General features: G+C 67.6%; 17 protein-coding genes. 10 read left to right on the top strand and 7 right to left on the bottom strand.

The window, feature by feature from the left end; genetic code table 11:
* Nucleotides 1-91 precede the first annotated feature (91 nt).
* Nucleotides 92-931, top strand: a complete 840-nt coding sequence (locus tag F8O06_RS08425) for an alpha/beta fold hydrolase (RefSeq protein ID WP_158031126.1) — start codon at nt 92-94, stop codon at nt 929-931.
* On the opposite strand, the gene F8O06_RS08420 is transcribed toward F8O06_RS08425, so the two are convergent.
* The 5 genes from F8O06_RS08420 to F8O06_RS08400 all read right to left on the bottom strand — a co-directional run bounded on the left by F8O06_RS08420 (nt 919) and on the right by F8O06_RS08400 (nt 5,569).
* A complete protein-coding gene (locus tag F8O06_RS08420) occupies nt 919-2,262 on the bottom strand; it encodes an MFS transporter (RefSeq protein WP_158037646.1) in 1,344 nt (447 codons plus the stop codon). The two genes, F8O06_RS08425 and F8O06_RS08420, sit on opposite strands and share 13 nt — an antisense overlap.
* A gap of 288 nt (nt 2,263-2,550) precedes the next feature.
* Nucleotides 2,551-3,588, bottom strand: coding sequence for an arsenic resistance protein (locus tag F8O06_RS08415; protein ID WP_158037647.1), 1,038 nt, complete (start codon nt 3,586-3,588; stop codon nt 2,551-2,553).
* Nucleotides 3,582-4,700, bottom strand: a complete 1,119-nt coding sequence (locus tag F8O06_RS08410; protein WP_158037648.1) for an NAD(P)/FAD-dependent oxidoreductase — start codon at nt 4,698-4,700, stop codon at nt 3,582-3,584. Before F8O06_RS08410 ends, F8O06_RS08415 begins: the two co-directional genes overlap by 7 nt.
* A gap of 117 nt (nt 4,701-4,817) precedes the next feature.
* The gene (locus tag F8O06_RS08405; RefSeq protein ID WP_225733387.1) at nt 4,818-5,222 is read right to left on the bottom strand and encodes a phage holin family protein; all 405 of its coding nucleotides are present in this window, start codon (nt 5,220-5,222) and stop codon (nt 4,818-4,820) included.
* Nucleotides 5,223-5,227: 5 nt separating this feature from the next.
* The gene (locus F8O06_RS08400; protein ID WP_158037649.1) at nt 5,228-5,569 is read right to left on the bottom strand and encodes a DUF488 domain-containing protein; all 342 of its coding nucleotides are present in this window, start codon (nt 5,567-5,569) and stop codon (nt 5,228-5,230) included.
* A 90-nt stretch (nt 5,570-5,659) separates the two neighbouring features.
* On the opposite strand from F8O06_RS08400, the gene F8O06_RS08395 reads away from it, so the two are divergent.
* Both F8O06_RS08395 and F8O06_RS08390 read left to right on the top strand, forming a co-directional pair.
* Nucleotides 5,660-6,265: a hypothetical protein gene (locus F8O06_RS08395; protein ID WP_158037650.1), complete on the top strand. Its 606-nt coding sequence runs from the start codon at nt 5,660-5,662 to the stop codon at nt 6,263-6,265.
* 2 nt (nt 6,266-6,267) lie between these two features.
* Nucleotides 6,268-7,482, top strand: coding sequence for a glycerate kinase (locus F8O06_RS08390; protein WP_225733388.1), 1,215 nt, complete (start codon nt 6,268-6,270; stop codon nt 7,480-7,482).
* A 7-nt stretch (nt 7,483-7,489) separates the two neighbouring features.
* Here F8O06_RS08390 and F8O06_RS08385 read toward each other — a convergent pair whose 3' ends face one another.
* A complete protein-coding gene (locus F8O06_RS08385) occupies nt 7,490-8,386 on the bottom strand; it encodes a LysR family transcriptional regulator (RefSeq protein WP_158037651.1) in 897 nt (298 codons plus the stop codon).
* Between the two features lie 62 nt (nt 8,387-8,448).
* Between F8O06_RS08385 and F8O06_RS08380 the strand changes: the two genes are divergently transcribed.
* The 5 genes from F8O06_RS08380 (at nt 8,449) to F8O06_RS08360 (ending at nt 16,298) form a co-directional block, all read left to right on the top strand.
* On the top strand, nt 8,449-9,579 hold the full coding sequence (locus tag F8O06_RS08380) for a YeiH family protein (protein WP_225733389.1): 1,131 nt from the start codon (nt 8,449-8,451) through the stop codon (nt 9,577-9,579).
* Nucleotides 9,580-9,604: 25 nt separating this feature from the next.
* Complete coding sequence (locus F8O06_RS08375; protein ID WP_158037652.1) at nt 9,605-10,381, top strand: HNH endonuclease family protein; 777 nt, start codon at nt 9,605-9,607, stop codon at nt 10,379-10,381.
* 287 nt (nt 10,382-10,668) lie between these two features.
* The gene (locus tag F8O06_RS08370; RefSeq protein ID WP_158037653.1) at nt 10,669-12,273 is read left to right on the top strand and encodes a DEAD/DEAH box helicase; all 1,605 of its coding nucleotides are present in this window, start codon (nt 10,669-10,671) and stop codon (nt 12,271-12,273) included.
* Nucleotides 12,274-12,318: 45 nt separating this feature from the next.
* Nucleotides 12,319-13,629 carry a metallophosphoesterase family protein gene (locus F8O06_RS08365; protein ID WP_158037654.1) on the top strand — a complete coding sequence of 437 codons (1,311 nt, stop codon included), beginning with the start codon at nt 12,319-12,321 and terminating at the stop codon, nt 13,627-13,629.
* Entirely contained in the window at nt 13,626-16,298 is a 2,673-nt protein-coding gene (locus tag F8O06_RS08360) for an AAA family ATPase (protein ID WP_158037655.1), read from the top strand. Before F8O06_RS08365 ends, F8O06_RS08360 begins: the two co-directional genes overlap by 4 nt.
* On the opposite strand, the gene F8O06_RS08355 is transcribed toward F8O06_RS08360, so the two are convergent.
* The gene (locus tag F8O06_RS08355) at nt 16,267-17,445 is read right to left on the bottom strand and encodes an LOG family protein (protein WP_158037656.1); all 1,179 of its coding nucleotides are present in this window, start codon (nt 17,443-17,445) and stop codon (nt 16,267-16,269) included. The two genes, F8O06_RS08360 and F8O06_RS08355, sit on opposite strands and share 32 nt — an antisense overlap.
* 225 nt (nt 17,446-17,670) lie before the next feature.
* On the opposite strand from F8O06_RS08355, the gene F8O06_RS08350 reads away from it, so the two are divergent.
* Together F8O06_RS08350 and F8O06_RS08345 are read left to right on the top strand one after the other, a co-directional pair.
* Nucleotides 17,671-18,489: an N-acyl homoserine lactonase family protein gene (locus F8O06_RS08350; protein ID WP_158037657.1), complete on the top strand. Its 819-nt coding sequence runs from the start codon at nt 17,671-17,673 to the stop codon at nt 18,487-18,489.
* Nucleotides 18,489-18,917, top strand: a complete 429-nt coding sequence (locus F8O06_RS08345) for a zinc ribbon domain-containing protein (protein ID WP_158037658.1) — start codon at nt 18,489-18,491, stop codon at nt 18,915-18,917. Before F8O06_RS08350 ends, F8O06_RS08345 begins: the two co-directional genes overlap by 1 nt.
* The last annotated feature ends 10 nt before the right edge of the window (nt 18,918-18,927 follow it).

The following is an 18,927-nucleotide window of genomic DNA, read 5'->3' as shown; positions in this document are numbered from 1 at the left end:
TGACTGTACCGCGTCGCCGCGCGCTATTCTGGTGTGAATCTCACGTGCTGCCACCTCTGCCGACACGTGGAGAAGACGACTGGGAGTGACCGTGCCCGTGCTGGAGCTGAGCGACGCGAAGATCGACTACGACATCAGTGGCGATGACGGGCCGCTCGTCGTGCAGCTGCACGGCCTCACTTCGTGCCGCGAGCGCGATGCGCGTCTCGGGCTCGACCACGGGCGGGCGCTTCGCGACCACCGCGTGCTGCGCTACGACGCCCGCGGCCATGGGCGTTCGACCGGATCGCTCGAAGCGGCCAGCTATCGCTGGAGCCGGCTCGCCGACGACCTGCTTGCGCTGCTCGACCATGTGGCGCCGGGTGAGACCGTGCACGGGGTGGGGCAGTCGATGGGCTGCGGCACGCTGCTGCACGCGGCCGTGCGTGATCAGTCACGCTTCGCCAGCCTGACCCTGGTCTCACCGCCGACGGCCTGGGACACCCGACGGGCACAGGCGAAGAACTATCTGGCCAGCGCCGAGCTGGTGGAACGCGCCGGCATCGAGGCGTTCATCGCGCAGGGGCACAGGAACGTGACTCCGCCGGCGCTCGCCGACGTGCCCGACACCCGGCCGGCGGTGGCAGAAGGGCTGCTGCCGACAGTGCTGCGCGGTGCCGCCGAAGCGGATCTGCCGAATCCGGCATCCCTCGCAGGCATCGCCACCCCGACGCTGATTCTCGCCTGGATCGCCGACCCTGCTCACCCGATGACGACGGCGCAGGCGCTCAACGCGCTGATCCGGGGCAGCCGGCTCGTGGTCGCTCAGACGCCGTACGGCATCATGGCGTGGCCGGGGCTCTTCGCAGAGCACGTGGCCACCCATGATGCCGCTGTGTTGCAGGCTCCGCAGCAGGAGACGCCGCAGAGCGTCGCCGGTTACCTGCGGTAGTCGACGTCTTTCGTCTCACGACAGGTGAACAGCGCCATGAGACTGAGCACGGCCATCAGACCGAGATAGAGGCCGACGTTCTGCACGCCGTTTCGGGCGAGCGCGGTGGCGATCGACGGGGCGAACGCGGCACCGACGATGGCGGCCAGGTTGTAGGCGATGCCTGAACCGGTGTACCGCACATGTGCCGGGAAGAGTTCGGGCAGGAACGCGCCCAGCGGGCCGAAAGCGGCGCCCATCAGCAGGAATCCGACGCACAGGAAGACCATCACGGGTGCGACGCTGAGGTGCCCGAGCATGGCGCCGAAGAAGCAGCTGAAGACGACCATGCCGGCCGAGGCGAGCGTCAGCACCTTCTTGCGCCCCCAATGATCGGCGAGTACGCACGAACCGACGATCGAACCCGCGAACACCACCACCGAGATCATCAGCATGGCCAGATACTGCCGATTGCTGAAGCCGAGCGTCTTCGTGCCGTAGGACAGCGACCACGTGGTGAGCATGTAGAAGAGCGTGTACGTGACGGCGACGACGAGCGTGCCCTGAACGACGGCACGCCAGTGGTCATGCATCGTGGTCACCAGCGGTGCCTTGACCGTGCGGTTCTGCGCGGCGGCGAGCTTGAACACCGGAGTCTCCTCCATAGTGACGCGAACCCAGAGACCGATCACCACGAGCACTCCGCTGAGCAGGAACGGCACGCGCCAGCCCCAGGCCAGCATCTGATCATGGGAGCAGACCGTCTCAAGCAGCAGGAACAGGCCGTTGCAGAGCAGGAAGCCGATCGGAGCGCCGAGCTCGGGGAACGAGCCGTAGAGCGCGCGGCGGTTCGACGGGGCGTTCTCGGTGGCGACCAGTGCGGCGCCAGACCATTCGCCGCCCAGGCCGATGCCCTGGCAGAACCGGCAGAGGCACAGCAGCACGACCGCCCAGACGCCGGCCTGAGCGAACCCGGGCAGCACGCCGATCAGCACGGTTGCGGCGCCCATGGTGAGCAGCGAGACGACCAGCGTCGTCTTGCGGCCCAGACGGTCGCCGAAGTGGCCGAAGAGCAGTGAACCGAACGGGCGGGCCACGAATGCGACGGCAAAGGTCAGCAGCGAGGCGAGCACGCCGACGGTCGCGCTGGCCTGTGGAAAGAAGACCGTGGGAAAGTAGTTGGCCGCGGCGGTGCCGTAGGCGTAGAAGTCGAAGAACTCGATGGCGGTGCCGATCATCGACGCGGCGATCACCTTGCGTGCGGAGTCTCGCTGCAGGCCTGCCGCGGTGGCGGCAGGCACGGTCTTCGGCATTCGACCTGCGGTCGTCTGCTCATCCAGTGTGCTGGACATTGTCGTGTTTCACCTTTCACATCCTGACTGCGGCACCGGTTGGTGGGGCAGAGAAAAGGCCCTGTCGCAAAGACAGAGCCTGGATGTGCGCATCGATGATCACGCCTGTCGGGCTCTGCCTTCGCAGGCGAGCCCGAGCAACTTGTGTTCGATCATTCCGCCGACGAATGGGACGGAATAATAATTCGTGTGGATGCGACGAACGACGTCTTGCGTACCATCATGGCGGAACCTCCTCTCGAACACCTGGTCAGCTGTCAACGACAGCCGACAGTCGCACAGTATAGGTCAGGATGCGTACGAACGCCAGGTCAGGCGTGTCGTCGGTGCGGCCGGCCGGCGGGAACGCTGCCGGAGCAGCAGCTGTGTGATCACCGTCAGATGCGGGAACTCGACGAGCATGCCGAGCACGATCGCAGCCTGGACGACGGGCTGGCCAGGCAGCGCGACGGCTGTCACGGCGAGCATCATCGGTGCGTTTCGGGCTGAGGTGGTCATCGAGAGCAGCGCATGCGCCGAATAGGGCAGACGAGTCAGATGTGACACGCCGGTGACGAGCCACCACGAGACCACGAAGAACACGAAGACGGTGACGAAGACGAGGCCGAAGGCAGCCGGATGTTGGACGACGGTCGATCCGTTGGCCGCGAACAGCGCCAGAATGAGCGCGGCGATCACGGGTGTGACGAGGTGGTCGAGCGCGCCCAGGATGCGTTCGCACACGTCGACCGGAGTCGTCAGTCGCAGTGCCGCGCGCACAGCCAGAGCACAGAGGGCTGGCAGCGCGAACCACTGCACCAGCGCCGGCCCGATCTCTGCCACGGTCGAGACCACGCTGGCGCCGGTGAGCCAGCTCAGGTACACGGGGTAGAGCGAGAGCTGCGTGACCATATTGATCGGAATCAGCGCCGCGCCCGTCACGGTGTCGCCATGTGCCAGCCGTGTGAAGCCCAGAAACCAGTCGGTGCAGGGAAAGAGCAGGTAGATCATCACGCCCAGCCGCAGCAGGGGATCGTCCGGGAGCACGAAGGAAGTCACCCCGATGGCCAGCACCGGAACGACCACGAAGTTCATCGCCCAGGCCAGAGCGATGAGCGGCGCGCTGGGGCGAATTCGCTGAGGCGCCGTGCCAGAGACGCCTGCGCGGCGGCCGACGGGCAGGGTGACGAAGAGCATCGCGACCAGCAGGAGCACCAGCGGATCGGTCAGCTCGCCGGCGACCGCAGAGGCCGTGGTCGAGACGCTCGCGATGATGCTGCCGACCGCCATCGAGAGCACCGGCAGCAGCGCGGTGACGACCGTCGCGGGGTGCAGGCCCTTCAGCATGCGCAGCTCGTTCCGCAGCAGGAGAGATCGTCGAGCAGCATGCCCTGCTCGCGCCAGAGATCGAGTGCCGAGCAGTCGCGGCCGGCCCGCTCGCCGATCACGCGGGCGACATGGGCGAAACGCTGTCGATACTTGTAGACGAAGCAGAATCGCTCGTCGTCGTGCCGCAGCGCCGGTCCGGTGAGGAACAGGCCAGGGGTGACGGTCGACTCGTCGTGCTCGGTGAGCAGCGGCCAGCCGTCGTCGCGCCGGTCGAAGAGCTCGGCTGCGGGACCGAGCCCGGGACCGTAGCCGGTGGCCGCGATCGGCGGCGTCTCGCTCAGCACCGCGGGACCGCGCGAGGTGCTGACGCGAAAGCCGGTGCCGTTGCGCACCACGGCGGTGGCGCTCGCATCTCGCAGCTCGAGGCGGCCGGTCTCGAGGGCGGCGCGCATGCGGATGCGGGTGCGCGGGGCGAGCCCGAACGACGGGTCGGCCTGTCGATCGCCGTTGACTCCGTGGCCCCACGGCCGCTCGGCGTCGATGACCGACACCTCGGCACCTCGTTCGACGTGATGGCAGGCGATCTCGATGCCTGACTCGGAGCCGCCGATCACCGCGAGACGTCCGCTGCGCTCGGCCCAGGCATCCGCATGCGACGAATGGGTGAGCAGATGCTCGCCGCGGATGCCGGGCAGGCGCGGCTCACTGCGTTCGCCGCCCGCCCAGATCAGCGTGCGAGAGCGGCCGCGCCCCCGGTCGGTCTCGATCTCGAAGCCGTCGTCGGTGGGTGTGATGCGCTGCACTCGGGTGTCTTCGGCGACCGGCACGCGGAAATGCGAGACCAGCGAACGGAGGTAGCGCGCGTAGCCGGGGCCGTCGGGGTAGTCGACGCCCAATGTGAACGCCGGAGAGGTGCTCGGGTGCACCGAGTTGAGGTCGGTCGCGCCGAAGCCGTTGCCGGTGAACGACGGCGTGAGGAACCGCTGTTCCGGGTGCCAGTCGTGAAAGGTCTGGCCGATCTGCCCGGCGTCGATCAGCGAGACCTCGAAGTCGCCGATCGCGTTGGCGGCGACCGCCATGCCCACGCCGGCCGGGCCCGCTCCCACGATGGTTGCGTCGATGACGTGCATGGAACACCACTCTCATAACTAATGCGAATAGTTCGCAATAGTAGTGTGGCGTGTCGGTCGTGTCGAATTCTCGGTGATGTGGGTCCTCGGTGGCCTGGGTCCGCGGTGACGTGGGGCTCAGTCGCGAGAGCCGATGCCCACTGCCCGGGTGACCAGCTCGACCAGCCAGTTGGCGAAGCCGAGCACGATCGCGCCGAACACCGCTGACCACCAGAAGCGATCGATGGTCAGCCCCCAGCCCCAGGAGCTGCTGATCAGACTGGCCGTCCAGAGCAGCAGACCGTTGAGCACGAACGACCAGAGTCCCAGCGTCACGATGTAGAGCGGGATGCTGATGAAGCGCAGCACGGTGCCGAAGAACGAGTTCACCAGGGCGATGATCGCCGCTGCCAGCAGGTAGGTCAGGATGCTGTTCATCGGAGGCTCACCGGCGAACGGAACCACGGCGATGCCGGGCACGATCGCAGCGGTGATCCAGAGGGCGACTGCCGTCAGCACCGCCTGCGTCACGAAGCGGATCATCGCCGTCACCCCTGCAGAAAGTCGCGAAGCACGAGGGCGTGGTTCACCTTCGGGTCACGGGCTGCGTAGAGCAGGGTCACCGTCGGGTGCTCGCGCTCGACGGAGCGCAGCTGGTCGACGGCCGGGTTCGCTTCGAGCTCCTGCCGGTACCGCTCGGCGAACTCGTCGAGTCGAGCCGGGTCATGGTTCCACCAGGTGCGCAGCTCAGGCGACGGTGCGGCGTCTTTGAGCCACAGGTCGAGGTGTGCACGCGCCTTCGAGACTCCTCGGGGCCACAGACGATCGACCAGAACCCGGAACCCGTCGCTCTCGGTGGGCTGTTCGTAGATGCGCTTGATCTGAAACATCAGGGAGCGTCCTCTCTCGGCTTTCGCAGCCTGATTCCACCGTAGCCCGTTCGACCCGCGGGGCACATGATCCGGCTAGGCTGAGCAGACATGAGCGATGAATCAGCATCCCCAGCCACAGCGGGCAGATCTTCGACGCGAGCGACCGGAGCCCCAACGCCAGCGAGTGAATCTCCAGCGACGGCCGAGTCGTCCCTGCAGCAGCAGGACGAGCAGCGGGCAGCGGCCGCATCGCGACTCAAAGAGCGTATCTACATCACCTTCACGGCACTCGCCGTCGTGCTCACGCTGGCATCTCACGCCGACGTCACCCCGCAGCAGGCGGTCACCACGCTGATCGTCACCGTCATCGGCTCGGTGCTGGCCATGTTCCTCGCCGAGATTCTCGCCCACTTCGTGACGCATCAGCGCATGTTCACCGCGAGCGAGGCTCGTCACGCCGCATCGACCTCGATCGGGGCAACCACGGCCATCGCCCTGCCGATTCTGATGCTTCTGGGGGCTTGGGGCGGCATCTGGACACTTGAGATCGCGCTGCGCTCTTCGACCGTCCTGTTGATCCTCTGGCTGGTGGGCATTGGCTTCGCCGCCGTGCGACGCCTGAAGCTGCCGGGCTGGCAGAAGCTCCTGGTGCTGGTGGCCGAAGCCGCACTGGGGCTGCTGGTGGTCGGTCTCGAACTGATGGCGCACCACTGATCATGACGACTCGATCTGATTCCGCCGACCGGGCGCTGCGCGTGCTGGTCGCCCCAGACAAATTCAAAGGGTCGCTCAGCGCGGCCGAGGCGGCGCAGCTGATCGGCCGAGGCATCAGCATGGCGCTGCCCGATGCTCAGATCACGCTCAAGCCGATCGCCGACGGCGGCGAGGGTACGGTCGATGCCTTTCTCGAAGCCGGAGCGACCGAGCACACCGCCCAGGTGCACGGGCCGCTGCCCGATCAGGGGCGCGTGAGTGCACGGTGGGCGACGATGGGCGACACCGCGGTCATCGAACTGGCGCAGGCCAGCGGCCTGCATCTCGTACCGGCAGAACTCGACCGAAGCGACGGAGGTCACCCCACACCGGAGCAGGCTCTCGCAGCGAACACGCGCGGTGTCGGCGAGCTGATCAGGCTGGCCCTCGACGAAGGCTACCGATCACTCGTGATCGGCATCGGCGGTTCGGCGAGCACCGACGGAGGCTTCGGATGCATCACCGAGCTCGGTCTGCGCGTCGTCGACGCACAGGATCACGTAATCAGCGACGTGCGCGATCTGGACCGTATCAGCCGGGAGCGCACCTCAGTCGGGGTGCGCTTCGACACGGCCGAGCTCGATCCGAGGCTTGCCGAGACGGCGATCGTGATCGCGAGCGACGTCACCGCGCCGCTGGTCGGGTCGCACGGTGCGGCTCAGGTGTTCGGCCCGCAGAAGGGGGCCGACGCGGATGCCGTGGTCACGCTGGAGGACCGCCTCGCGTTTTGGGGCTCGCTGCTGGAACACGAGACCGGCACCGAGGTGCGAAACGTCGAGGGCGCAGGTGCCGCCGGCGGGTTCAGCGCGCCGCTGATCGCCCTGCGCCTCGCCGAAGTGCGCTCCGGTGGTGACGAGATCGCCGATCTGTTGGGCATCTCTGATGCGTTCGCGCACACCGACGTGGTGGTCGTCGGCGAGGGGTCGCTCGACGAGCAGTCGCTGCAGGGCAAGGGGCCAGTGCAACTGGCTCGCAGCGCAGCCGCCGCAGGGGCAACCGTCGTGGCGATCGCGGGACGCAGCACGCTCGACGAGGCGCAGCAGGCACAAGTGGGCATCCGCCGTCTGGCGACGCTCGTCGACCGCGCCGGCTCACCGGAGCGGGCCATGCGCGACGCGGCCGCTCTGCTGCCGCAGGTCGCCGAAGAGGTCTTCGCGACGCTCGACGCTCAGCGGTGATCGATGCTCAGTGCTGATCGTCGCAGGCGATGGCGACCAGTCGACGGGCGACCGGCGAGACGAGGTCGTCGCGCCAGACCGCGCGAATCTCGCGATGCAGATCGACGCCGGTCACCGGCACGGCGACGAGCTCGCCGCGCTCTATCCAGCGTGCGACGGCGAGTCGGCTGAGCACCGCCGGCTCTGAACCCGCTGCGGCCGTGGCCAGCCCGGCCGCGTTGCTGCCCGCTTCGAGGGCCGGGGCGACAGGGGAGTGCTCAGCGAGAGCCCGCTCGACGGTGGCACGCGTGCCGGAACCCGGCTCGCGCAGGATGAGCGGCGTGCGCGCGAGCTCTTCGGCGGTGACCGGATCGGCCCGACGAGCCCACGGGTGCGTCGGGGCCGCCACGACCACGAGCTCATCCGTCGTGACCACCCGGGTGTGCAGCTCGACGGGCTGATCGGGGGTCTCGACGAAGCCGAGAAGACAGTCGCCAGAGCGCACCAAGTCGAACACGTCGGCCGAGTTGTGCACCTGCAGGTGCACGTCGGCGTCGGGCAGCGCCTCACGCAGCCGACCGAGCCAGCGGGGCACCAGCTGTTCGGCGACGGTCAGACTGGCGCCGAGGTCGAGGCGGACGCGCTCGCCGCTGACGACCTCGTCGATGCGGTCACCGAACGCATCGGCCGCCTGCAGCAGGCTTCGTGCGCCTGAGGCAACACGCAGCCCGGCACGGGTCAGCGACGAGCCGCGGGGGTGTCGCCGCAGCAGCGTCACGCCGAGGTCGCGCTCGAGCGCGCTGATCGCGCGTGAGGCGTTCGGCTGTGCGATTCCCGCTTCGCGCGCTGCCGCGCTGAGGCTGCCGAAGTCGTCGACGCCCATGACGAGCGCCAGCACCGACAGATCAGGCCATCTGTGAGTCATATCACGATGATATGTGATCGATGCAATTCCGGGACTACTGGCCGCGCCGTGCGAAGAGGATCATGAGACAGGTGAACGACGATCAGAGCAACGACCAGAGCAACGACCAAGCCAGAGCGGCCACTATCGAGCCGCGCCAGGGAGGCTCCCTCGCGCAGGCGCAGGCGCAGATGGCACCCGTGTCGTGGGCGAGCCGCGTCGGCGCGGTCGTACCGGGACTCGCCGTCAGTGCCGTCGGAATGGGACTCGCCCTGCTGGTGAGCTCCTGGCTGCCTGTGCTCAGCCCCATGCTCGTGGCGATCGTGCTCGGCGTGCTGCTGCGCAACCTGGGCGGCGTGCACCGCATTCTCGAACCCGGCATCGCCAGCGCCGCGAAGCGGGTGCTGCGCATCGGCGTCGTGCTGCTCGGCCTGCAGCTCGTCTTCGGTGACGTCCTGGCTCTCGGGCCGGGCATGATCGTGGTCGTCGTCGCCGTGGTCGGCGTGGGCATCGGCTCTAGCCTGCTCGTCGGACGCTGGCTCGGGATGACGCCGAATCAGGTGCTGCTGATCGGCGGCGGCTTCTCGATCTGCGGCGCGGCAGCCGTGGCCGCGATCGACGGTGTGCTCGACGACGACCGAGACGAAGAGGTGGTCACGGCGGTCGCGCTCGTGGTGATCTACGGCACGGTGATGATTCCACTGCTGCCGCTGATGGCCTCCGGACTCGGCCTGACCGAGCAGCAGACCGGTCTCTGGGCGGGAGCCTCCGTGCACGAGGTGGCGCAGGTCGTCGCCGTCGGCGGGGCCGTCGGATCCGGCGCGCTGGCAGCGGCCGTGATCGTGAAGCTCGCACGCGTTCTGCTGCTGGCTCCGGTGCTGACCGTGATCGGTCTGCAGCGCCGCCTGTCTGCGAGCGGGAAGGCTTCTGCGATCGACGGCACGCACACACACCGCCCGCCGATCATGCCGCTCTTCGTCGCAGGGTTCATCGCAATGGTCGTGATCCGCTCACTCGGCATCGTTCCACAGCCCGTCGTCGATGTGGCGCACACGGCTCAGACGCTGCTGCTGACCGCCGCGATGTTCGCGCTCGGGGCCGGAGTGAAGCTCAGCATGATCCGCCGTCTGGGCGCACGGCCCTTCGTGCTCGCCCTGTCGACCACTGTCGTCGTCGCCGCGATCGGTCTCGGCGGCGTGCTGCTCTTCGGATGAGCGTCCACACGCGTACGCTGCACGGATGACCCATTCGTCTCGCCGTCTGCAGCGGCTGCTCGGCGTGCTTGCGGCCCTCGGCGTCTGCCTCGGCCTCTGCGTCGGCTGCTCGACGACAGCCCCCGACGCTCCCGCTCCGGCGACCGATTCGCCCAGCACCGCACCGTCGGATGATGTCTTACCGACAGATGAGGCCCCCGGCTCGACCGGTGATGCGGCGATTGCATCCGCTGAACCGCAGCCGAGCGCTGCAGACGCGCAGGCGGCGCTGCAGACGCTGGCATCGCTGCCGGTGAAGGGTCGCGCGCCGAAGACCGGCTATGCGCGATCCGAGTTCGGCAAGGGGTGGCGTGATCCCGACCGCAACGGCTGCGACGCGCGCAACGACGTGCTGGCCCGTGACCTCGTGGACGTGCAGCTTCGGGGGCCGTGCACGGTGCTCTCGGGCACGCTTCACGACCCGTACACCGGGGGGACAATCGCCTTCGTGCGCGGAGACAAGACCTCGCAGGCGGTGCAGATCGACCATGTCGTCGCACTCTCAGACGCCTGGCAGAAGGGCGCGCAGCAGCTGAGTGCCGATCAGCGGCTCGAGCTCGCCAACGACCCGCGCAACCTGTTGGCGGTCGACGGCCCGACGAACACGCGCAAGGGCGACGGAGACGCCGCGACCTGGCTGCCACCGAACAGATCGTTCCGCTGCTCGTACGTCTCGCGGCAAATCGTGGTGAAGTCGGCCTATTCGCTGTGGGTGACGCAGGCAGAGGCCGAGGCCATGCGGCACGTGCTGTCGAGCTGCTGAGGTCGGGCGGTCGCGTTCTTCGCGCTGATGAGGTAGTGTGGTGCACTTGGTGAGCATTCGTGCTCGCTCGCGTCGTAGAACGCCTCTTGAGCTCTGTACGAGCCCGCGCTGACCTCGCCCCGAGCTGGGACCCAGCGCAGAGATCTCTTTCATACGGCGAACGGATGCGCCGACCGGCGCCTTCGCCAATCAGTCACCAGGACGGTGCGCCATGCATGTGCATGGCGGTCTCATCGTGCCCCGGGTGACGCAAGCGGTCGTGCAGACCGCGGAAAGTCACACACATCATGACGACTCAGAAGACCTTCGCCGAACTCGGCGTTCCCGCACCGCTCGTCTCGGTGCTCGAGGCTGACGGCAAGACCGAGGCCTTTCCCATCCAGGCAGACACGCTGCCCGACACGCTGCGCGGCCGCGACGTGCTCGGCCGCGGCAAGACCGGCTCGGGCAAGACCCTCGCCTTCTCGCTGCCTCTGGTCTCACGCCTGGCCGGCGAGCTTGCCGGCGGCAAACGCCGCCCCGGGCAGCCCGTCGCGCTCGTACTCGCCCCCACACGCGAGCTCGCGACGCAGATCGAGACGGTGATCGAGCCGCTCGCCAGCGCCTACGATCTGCGTGCGACCACGATTTTCGGCGGGGTGAAGCAGCAGCGCCAGGTCAGCGCTCTGAAAGCAGGCGTCGACATCGTCGTGGCCTGCCCGGGTCGCCTCGAAGACCTCATGAAGCAGGGCTTCGTGAGTCTCGACGCCGTGGAGATCACCGTGCTCGACGAGGCCGACCACATGGCCGACCTGGGATTCCTGCCGGCGGTCACCCGCATCCTCAACGCGACCCCCAAGAACGGTCAGCGTCTGCTCTTCTCGGCCACGCTCGACAACGGCATCGACAAGCTCGCCAACCGCTTTCTGCACGACCCGATTCTGCACTCGGTCGACGAGGCGAACTCGCCGGTCGCCAAGATGACGCACCACGTCTTCGAGGTCAGCTCGCCTGACGTCAAGAAGGCGGTCGTCGAGCGCCTCGCCTCCGGAACCGGCCGACGCATCCTCTTCATGCGAACCAAGCACCATGCCAAGCGTCTCGCGCGCCAGCTCACGGCCAACGGCATTCCCGCCGTCGACCTGCAGGGCAACCTCTCGCAGAACGCCCGTGAGCGAAATCTGGCGAAGTTCGAGTCGGGCGAAGTCAAAGTCATGGTCGCCACCGACGTCGCCGCGCGCGGCATCGACGTGCCTGAAGTCGAGTTGGTGATCCACGTCGATCCGCCGGCAGAGCACAAGGCCTACCTGCACCGTTCGGGTCGTACCGCGCGCGCCGGCCACCAGGGCGACGTCGTGACGATCTGCCTGCCCGAGCAGCGCCGCGACCTCAAAGGGATGCTGCGCCAGGCCAAGATCTCGGTCGAACCGATCAAGGTGACCGCCGAGTCGCCTGAGGTCGTCGAACTGGTCGGCGAAGCGGCGCCGTATGTCGCCCCGAAGCCCCCGGAGACGCCCGAGGGCAACCGTCGGCAGGGACGCGGCAAGTCGCGTCGTCGTCGCGGTGAGGGGCAGGGCACGGGTCAGCGTGACGGCTCGCATGAGTCGCGCGGTGGGCGCGGCGGCCACAGCTCGCACAGCCGAGACTCACGCGGCGACTGGAACGGCTCGGACTCACGCGGACGCCGTGACGGCGCCCGTCGTGACGGCGGTCGTGCGGCGGAATCACGCGGCGGTCGCTCGCGTCGCTCGGGCGACGGCATCGCCTCGACGCACGACTCGCGCCCGCGCAGCGGCTCGTCGTCGAAGCAGGGCGGTCAGCGCTCCGGCGGCGCCGCTCGGTTCTCGAGCAAATCGGGAGTCGGCCAGCTCGCCGGTTCGCGCGGCAAGGGCGGTCAGCGCCACGGGCGGTAGACGCTGCTCTGCGGTCGGGACGGGCACAGTCGTTAAACTGCCAGCATGAGATTCCTCGCCACGGCAGACTGGCAGCTCGGCATGACCGCAGGCTTTCTCGAGCCCGAGGCGCGGCCCAGATTCGCCCAGGCGCGTTTCGACGTGCTGCAGCGCATCACCCGCCTCGCGGCCGAGCGAAAGGCGCAGTTCGTCGTGGTGTGCGGCGACGTCTTCGAGACGAACCAGCTCGATCGGTCGGTGATCGCGCGCACCTTCGAGGCGCTGCGCGACTCCACCGTGCCGATCTACCTGCTTCCGGGCAACCATGACCCGCTCGACTCCGCTTCCATCTACGACGCGGAGGAGTTCACGGCACGGCGGCCCGAACATGTGCACGTCATTCGCGACAGCGCTCCGGTGGCCGTGGCGGCCGACGTCGAGCTCGTCGGAGCGCCCTGGTTCTCGAAACGCCCCGATGCCGACCTCGTCGCGGCAGCCTGCGCCGATCTGGTGCCCCCGGCATCCGGCGTGACCCGGGTCGTGGCCGGGCACGGGGCGGTCGCGACGCTGAACCCGGATGCGACCGACCCGGCGACGATCGACGACGGTGCCCTCGGCGCGCTCATCACCGCGGGGATGGTGCACGTCGCCGTCTTGGGCGACCGACATGCCACCGCAGAGGTCGGCACGGGCATCTGGTATCCGGGCACGCCTGAGGTGACGGCTCGTCGCGAGGTCGATCCGGGGAACGTCTTGGTCGTCGACGTCGACCCAGACGCAGATCTGTCGGAACGCGTGCAGGTCGAACGCGTGCACGTGGGCGCGTGGCGGTTTGAGACGGTCGCCGAGACGCTGCAGGATGCCGACGATCTCGCACGGCTGCGCGGGCGCCTCGAACGGATTCCGGACAAGGCTCGAACCGGCGTCTGGCTGATGCTGCAGGGCACGCTCTCGACCTCGTTGCGCGCTCGTCTTGACGCACTGATCGACGAGTTCTGCGATCTGTTCGCGCTGATCAAGATCTGGGAGAGCCACAGCGATCTGGTCGTACGACCGGACGACGGCGACTTCTCAGACCTGCATCTGACCGGCTTCGCCTCGGCGGCGCTGACCGAGCTGATCGGTCGGGCCGAGGACACTTCTGCCGCAGACGCGCGCACCAGCGTGGCGGTCGAGCGCGACGTCGAGCGCGAGAACGATGGTGAGACGGCGAACGGGAACGTGGCAGAAGAGTCCGATCCCGAATTCGACCAGGCCGTGCGGGCAGCGCTCGAAGCTGCCGACGGAGAGAACGTCGGCGGGGAGCAGGCATCGGGGGCCAGGACCGCACAGGACGCGCTCTCACTGCTGTATCGGCTGACCGGAGGCGCGCGATGAGACTCACCCAGATCGAACTCACCGACTTTCGCGGCATCAGTCATCGCACGATCGCGTTCGGGGCAGGCGTCACTGTGGTGGAGGGGCCGAACGAGGTCGGCAAGTCGTCGGTGCTCGAGGCCTTGCACCTGGTGCGCGAGTACAAATCGAGCTCGAGGCATCGCTCGATCAGGAACGTGCAGCCCGTGGGGCGCGATGCCGGGCCCGAAGTCGCCATCGATATGCAGACCGGCCCGTACACGCTGACGATGCGCAAACGGTGGCTGGTGCAGCCGATCACCGAGCTGGCCGTGACCGCGCCCAAAGGCGAGTCGCTCTCGGGCGATGACGCGCACGATCGTTTCGTGCAGATTCTGCGAGAGACCGTCGACATGGGGCTGCTGCACGCCCTGGAAGTGCAGCAGGGCGACTCGCTCGACCAGCCGGAACTGGCACAGCTGCCGGCTCTGCAGACGGCGCTTGAGACCTCGGCAGACGACTTCGACGGGTATGACGAGCTGCTCGCTCGGGTCGAAAGCGAGTACACACAGTACTTCACCGCCACCGGGCGCCCGGTCAGAGCGGTCAGAGACGCTCGCCAGCAGCTGGCCGACCTGGCCCGGCAGTACAGAGATCTGCGGGATCGCAGCCGCGAGATGGACGAGGCCGCTGATGCCCATGCCGTCTGCCGGCGTCTGGCCGCCGACACCGCAGAGCGTCTGGAGCAGGCACGCACAGACGTCGCCGCTCTGACCCGCAGCAGCGCCGAGCTGCGTGTGCTGCAAGAAGGGCTGGCCTCGGCAGAGCGGGAGCACGAGAGCGCACAGCAGCGGCTGGGCGCACTGCGCGACCAGCTGCAGGCAAGACGTGCGCTGAACGATGAGCTCGAGGATCTGAAACAGCAGGCAGAGACACAGCGAGTCGAGGCGGAACGACTGGAGCTGAGTCAGACCGATGCGCAGACGCATGCCCGGCAGACGGCCGAACGGGTCGCCTCGGCGACGACGGCTCTGGCAGACGCCCGCGAACGGGCACGCCGCTGCGAACACGAACTGAGCCGGCGGCGCGACCATGACGAGCTGAATCGGCTCGGCGCTCAGCTGGAGCGCGCCACCGCGTCAGAGGCACAGCTCCGTGCGGCCGAAGCCGTGCTGCGGGTGCAGCATATCGATGACAAGAAGCTCAGACGCCTGACGAAACTGCAGACCGAAGTGCACGTGGCGACGCGAATGCGAGACGCGGCTGCTGCGCAGGTCACGGCCACGCGTCTCGGCGGCGATGCGGTTGTGCTTGACGGCAGCGCCCTCGACGCCGGCGCTGTTCGTGAGGTCGCCGTGCACGACCACGTGCGCATCGAGGTCGAGGGAGTCGTGCGCGTCGACGTCGCACCTGCGGCCAAGACCAGCGAACTCGATGCCGACGTGCAGCACGCGCAGTCAGCCCTCGAACGTGCGTTGAGCAGAGACGGAGTCGCCACCTTCGAAGACGCCGAGCAGTCTGCCGAACTGCGTCGCACGGCGGACGCTGAGCGGCAGCGGGCCGAGACCGAGCTGCGGGCGCTGCTCGAGGTCGACGACGACGTTCCGGAAGCGATCGCCGAACTGCGAGCCCGCGTCGAAACCCTGCGAGCTCGCCTGCACAGCGATGACGAGCCGCGCGAGCCAGACGAAGCTGCAGAGCCGGGCCGACGCGACTCGGCCGGTCTGTCCGTGCTCGAATCGCGATCGTCGGATGCCCGTGATCGACTCGACGACACCGAGCATGAGGTCGCCCTCGCGCAGCAGGCGAACGAACGTGCGCGCGAGCGGCTGACGGAGGCCGCCACTGCGGCGGTGCGAGCGGCCGAGGCCTACAAGGCGGCGCTTGCCGAATGCGAACGGCTGACCGTCAGAATCGACAACGACCGACAGTCACTCGGCGACGTCGCTCTCAAAGAGCTCGTGGATCAGGCAGAGGGCTCTCTGCAGTCGGCTGCCGAAGGCGTCGAACAGGCGAAACGACGCCTGCAGAATGCCGACGCAGAGAAGATCGAGCTGCAGGTCGAGAATGCGCGGCGGCTGGTGCAGAGCACCACCGCCGAGCTCGAAGACGTGCGCACTCAGCGCGACGAGCTGCAGGGGCGGCTCAAACTGCTGGCGGGGGAGGGCATCTACGATCGCCTGCAGGTGGTGTGCACCGATCTCGTGACGGCGCACGAGCAAGTGGCGCGAACCAACCGCGCCGCACAGGCGGTGTCGACACTGCGCGAGACGCTGCTGCGGCACCGCGACGAGGCCCAGCAGCGCTACGTGGCTCCGTTCCGACGTCAGATCGAACGGCTGGGGCGCAGCGTCTTCGGACGCGACTTCGCCGTCGAGGTCAGCCCGACGCTGCAGATCGCATCGAGAACCCTCAACGGGCGCACCATCCCGTTCGACTCGCTGTCAGCCGGCGCTCGAGAGCAGCTGGCACTCATCGGCAGACTCGCCTGCGCTCAGCTGGTCTCGTCAGACGACGGCGCACCCGTCGTGCTTGACGACACGCTCGGCTTCGCCGATCCGGAGCGACTGGAGATGCTGAACGCGGTGCTCAGCCAGCTCGGCGGTACGGCGCAGGTGATCGTGCTGACGTGCCAGCCGCGACGCTTCGCTCGCATCGGGGGAGCCAAACAGGTTCATCTCACTCGCGCGGAGCACTGGGCAGGTCGTTGATCGCTCGTATCAGCTGGAACAGATGGCCGATCTGACGTGAGTCCGGCGTGAGCATGAGACGAGGCAGATCGACCTTGTCGTGATCGCGCGTTTCGGGCCGCAGCGGTTCGGTGCGGCAGATGGCCGCATCGGGGGTCAGATACGAGAATCGCCGGTTGAGGTCGGCGATCTCGTCGTCTGTCGGAGCGTTGCGCAGCCGGAGGATCAGGCGGCTGCCCACCCAGCGCAGCGAGTCGTAGTTGTTCCAGAAATGTGCGATCTCGTGCACGGCCTCGTCGACCGAGTCGGTGATCATCACGCGGTCGAGATCGTCTGGCGAAACCACTCCAGACGGAATGAGCTGATCGTCGACGAAACGGCGAAGGCCGCTCCAGAAGCCGCCGATCGGGCGTGGAGGAGCCTCGTCGGCGGCAGGATCATAGCCGGCTCGATTTCGGGCGCGGCTCGCGTGCGCAGACACGGCTTCCGTCGGAACGCCCTCGGCAGGACGGTCGAGCAGCACGATCGGGGTGGGCACCGACTTGCCTGTCTGCTGCAGAGTCAACAGCTCGAAGAGCTCGTCGAGCGTGCCGAACCCGCCAGGGATGCACACGAACCCCTGCGACTCTTTGACCAGCATGAGCTTTCGCGTGAAGAAGTACTTCATGCTGACCAGATTGGTCTCGTCGGTGAAAGTCGGGTTGGGCGATTCGAACGGCAGCCGGATGGCCACACCGATCGAGCTCTCCGGTCCGGCTCCCTCGGTGGCCGCCTGCATGATGCCAGGGCCTGCTCCGGTGACGACGAGCCAGTTCATCGCCGCCAGCCGTTCTGCGACGTCACGAGCCATCTGGTAGACGACGTCGTCGGGTTTGGTGCGCGCAGACCCGAAGACTGTGACCTTGGGGCGCCCGTCGAAGCGCGCGAACAGCTGAAACGCCTGCCTCATCTCTGAGATCGCACTCGAAGCGATCTTCAGATTCAGTCGATCGGCGCCGTCTTCACCGAGACCGAGGCCCTCAATGACGATGCGTTCGACCAGATCGGCATCATCGGTGATGCCGCACTCCTCGATGAGCTCGCGCACCTGACCCAGCTGGCGCTCCGGAGTCGACGGCAGGTCGACGGAGGCAGGATCTGGGCTGTGGGAAATCGACTGTGTGGACATATCTCCAGCATGTCACAGGGGAGTGACCAGAACGTGAACGTCGCTCCGATCATCGGTGAGCAGCCCGAACGACAGTCGGGAAGGGAAGCAGAGACCGACGGCCCCTGCGACATGCAGACGCCCGGATTATGTCAGCTCGCACATTGCTGGCTGTCTCTGGGGTGCGTGACAATGTTTCGAAGTTCGAGCTGATCGAGCTCGTCACAACAGGCAAAGGCGGTTGTTATGACTCAAGAGATGAAGGTGCACATTCTCTCCACCGGAGTGATGGAATGTGACTACACCTGGCTGCTGCTCAAAGCAGGCAGCACCATCGTCGATCGACATCACAAAGACCAGAAGCCCCGGTGGGATGACTGCCCCACGCATGCGGTGCTGGTCGAGCATCCAGAGGGGCGACTGCTCTGGGACACCGGTGTTCCTCGTGACTGGGAGACACGGTGGAAGCCCACCGGCTTCGAGGAGTTCTTCCCGGTGAAGGAAGATCCCGAGGGCCCCGGCTACCTCGACAGCGCGCTCGCCGACCTCGGTCTGACCCCGGACGACATCGACGTGCTGGTTCTCTCACACCTGCACTTCGACCACGCATCCAACACGAAGCTCTTCAACCCGGAGCGCACGCGGATCATCGCGAACTCCGACGAGATCGCCGGTGCCTTCGCAATCGACGGCGTCTTCGCCGGGGCGCACCTGGTCTCTGACTACGACGGCGTCAAGATGGAGGCCGTCTCAGGAGACCAGGAGATCTGGCCGGGTGTCTCGGTCATCTTCACCCCCGGTCACACATGGGGCACGATGTCCCTGCGCGTCGATCTGCCGAATGACGGCACGAAGATCTTCACGTCGGACGCCGTGTACCTCGGCGAGAGCTACGGGCCGCCCGCCATCGGTGCCGGTATCGTCTGGGACAGCGTGAAGTGGCTGGAGTCGGTCGAGAAGCTGCGCGGCATCGCCGATCGCACACAGGCTGAGCTGATCTTCGGCCACGACCCGGAGCAGCGCAAGCAGCTGCGGCTCGCCCCCGAGGGCGGCTTCTACAGCTGATGATTCTGTACGACTTTCGCTGCGCGAACGGGCACGGCTTCGAGGCGGTCGTCGACGAACAGACGGCCACCGACCCGCTGTGCCCGACGTGCGGCGCTGCCGGCGCCCGGCTGATCTCGACGCCGACGGTCGGCGGCAGCTGTTCGGCCGGTCTGGGCGAGGGTGAGCTGCCGCAGACGTGGACGGCCGCAGACCGCGGTGACCGCGAGACCGTCGATCGGTGGCGCGCACAGGCACTGCGCCGCGAGCGTCTGACCGAACGCTTTCCCGAGATCGCGGGCGACCGCCGGCCCGTGGTCGCTCATGAAGGCGTCTTCGAGCAGCGTCCGCTGCGGGCCGGCGAAGACGTCGACCATGCGCTGCGAGAGGCGCAAGAGATCAGTCTCGATCATGCCGACCGGCAGGCGTTCGAGCGCCGCAACGGCTGATTCCGAGCCG

The organism is Pseudoclavibacter sp. CFCC 14310, assembly GCF_008831165.1.
Classification (GTDB): domain Bacteria; phylum Actinomycetota; class Actinomycetes; order Actinomycetales; family Microbacteriaceae; genus Pseudoclavibacter_A.
The sequence above is the reverse complement of the archived record's forward strand: the minus strand, read 5'-3'. Positions and strand labels throughout refer to the sequence as shown.

Excerpts from the sequence above, each read along its gene's own strand:
- F8O06_RS08420 (WP_158037646.1), bottom strand. The coding sequence starts at position 2,262 with ATGTCCAGCACACTGGATGAGCAGACGACCGCAGGTCGAATGCCGAAG.
- F8O06_RS08415 (WP_158037647.1), bottom strand. The coding sequence starts at position 3,588 with ATGCTGAAGGGCCTGCACCCCGCGACGGTCGTCACCGCGCTGCTGCCG.
- F8O06_RS08410 (WP_158037648.1), bottom strand. The coding sequence starts at position 4,700 with ATGCACGTCATCGACGCAACCATCGTGGGAGCGGGCCCGGCCGGCGTG.
- F8O06_RS08405 (WP_225733387.1), bottom strand. The coding sequence starts at position 5,222 with ATGATCCGCTTCGTGACGCAGGCGGTGCTGACGGCAGTCGCCCTCTGG.
- F8O06_RS08400 (WP_158037649.1), bottom strand. The coding sequence starts at position 5,569 with ATGTTTCAGATCAAGCGCATCTACGAACAGCCCACCGAGAGCGACGGG.
- F8O06_RS08395 (WP_158037650.1), top strand. The coding sequence starts at position 5,660 with ATGAGCGATGAATCAGCATCCCCAGCCACAGCGGGCAGATCTTCGACG.
- F8O06_RS08390 (WP_225733388.1), top strand. The coding sequence starts at position 6,268 with ATGACGACTCGATCTGATTCCGCCGACCGGGCGCTGCGCGTGCTGGTC.
- F8O06_RS08385 (WP_158037651.1), bottom strand. The coding sequence starts at position 8,386 with ATGACTCACAGATGGCCTGATCTGTCGGTGCTGGCGCTCGTCATGGGC.
- F8O06_RS08380 (WP_225733389.1), top strand. The coding sequence starts at position 8,449 with ATGAGACAGGTGAACGACGATCAGAGCAACGACCAGAGCAACGACCAA.
- F8O06_RS08375 (WP_158037652.1), top strand. The coding sequence starts at position 9,605 with ATGACCCATTCGTCTCGCCGTCTGCAGCGGCTGCTCGGCGTGCTTGCG.
- F8O06_RS08370 (WP_158037653.1), top strand. The coding sequence starts at position 10,669 with ATGACGACTCAGAAGACCTTCGCCGAACTCGGCGTTCCCGCACCGCTC.
- F8O06_RS08365 (WP_158037654.1), top strand. The coding sequence starts at position 12,319 with ATGAGATTCCTCGCCACGGCAGACTGGCAGCTCGGCATGACCGCAGGC.
- F8O06_RS08360 (WP_158037655.1), top strand. The coding sequence starts at position 13,626 with ATGAGACTCACCCAGATCGAACTCACCGACTTTCGCGGCATCAGTCAT.
- F8O06_RS08355 (WP_158037656.1), bottom strand. The coding sequence starts at position 17,445 with ATGTCCACACAGTCGATTTCCCACAGCCCAGATCCTGCCTCCGTCGAC.
- F8O06_RS08350 (WP_158037657.1), top strand. The coding sequence starts at position 17,671 with ATGACTCAAGAGATGAAGGTGCACATTCTCTCCACCGGAGTGATGGAA.
- F8O06_RS08345 (WP_158037658.1), top strand. The coding sequence starts at position 18,489 with ATGATTCTGTACGACTTTCGCTGCGCGAACGGGCACGGCTTCGAGGCG.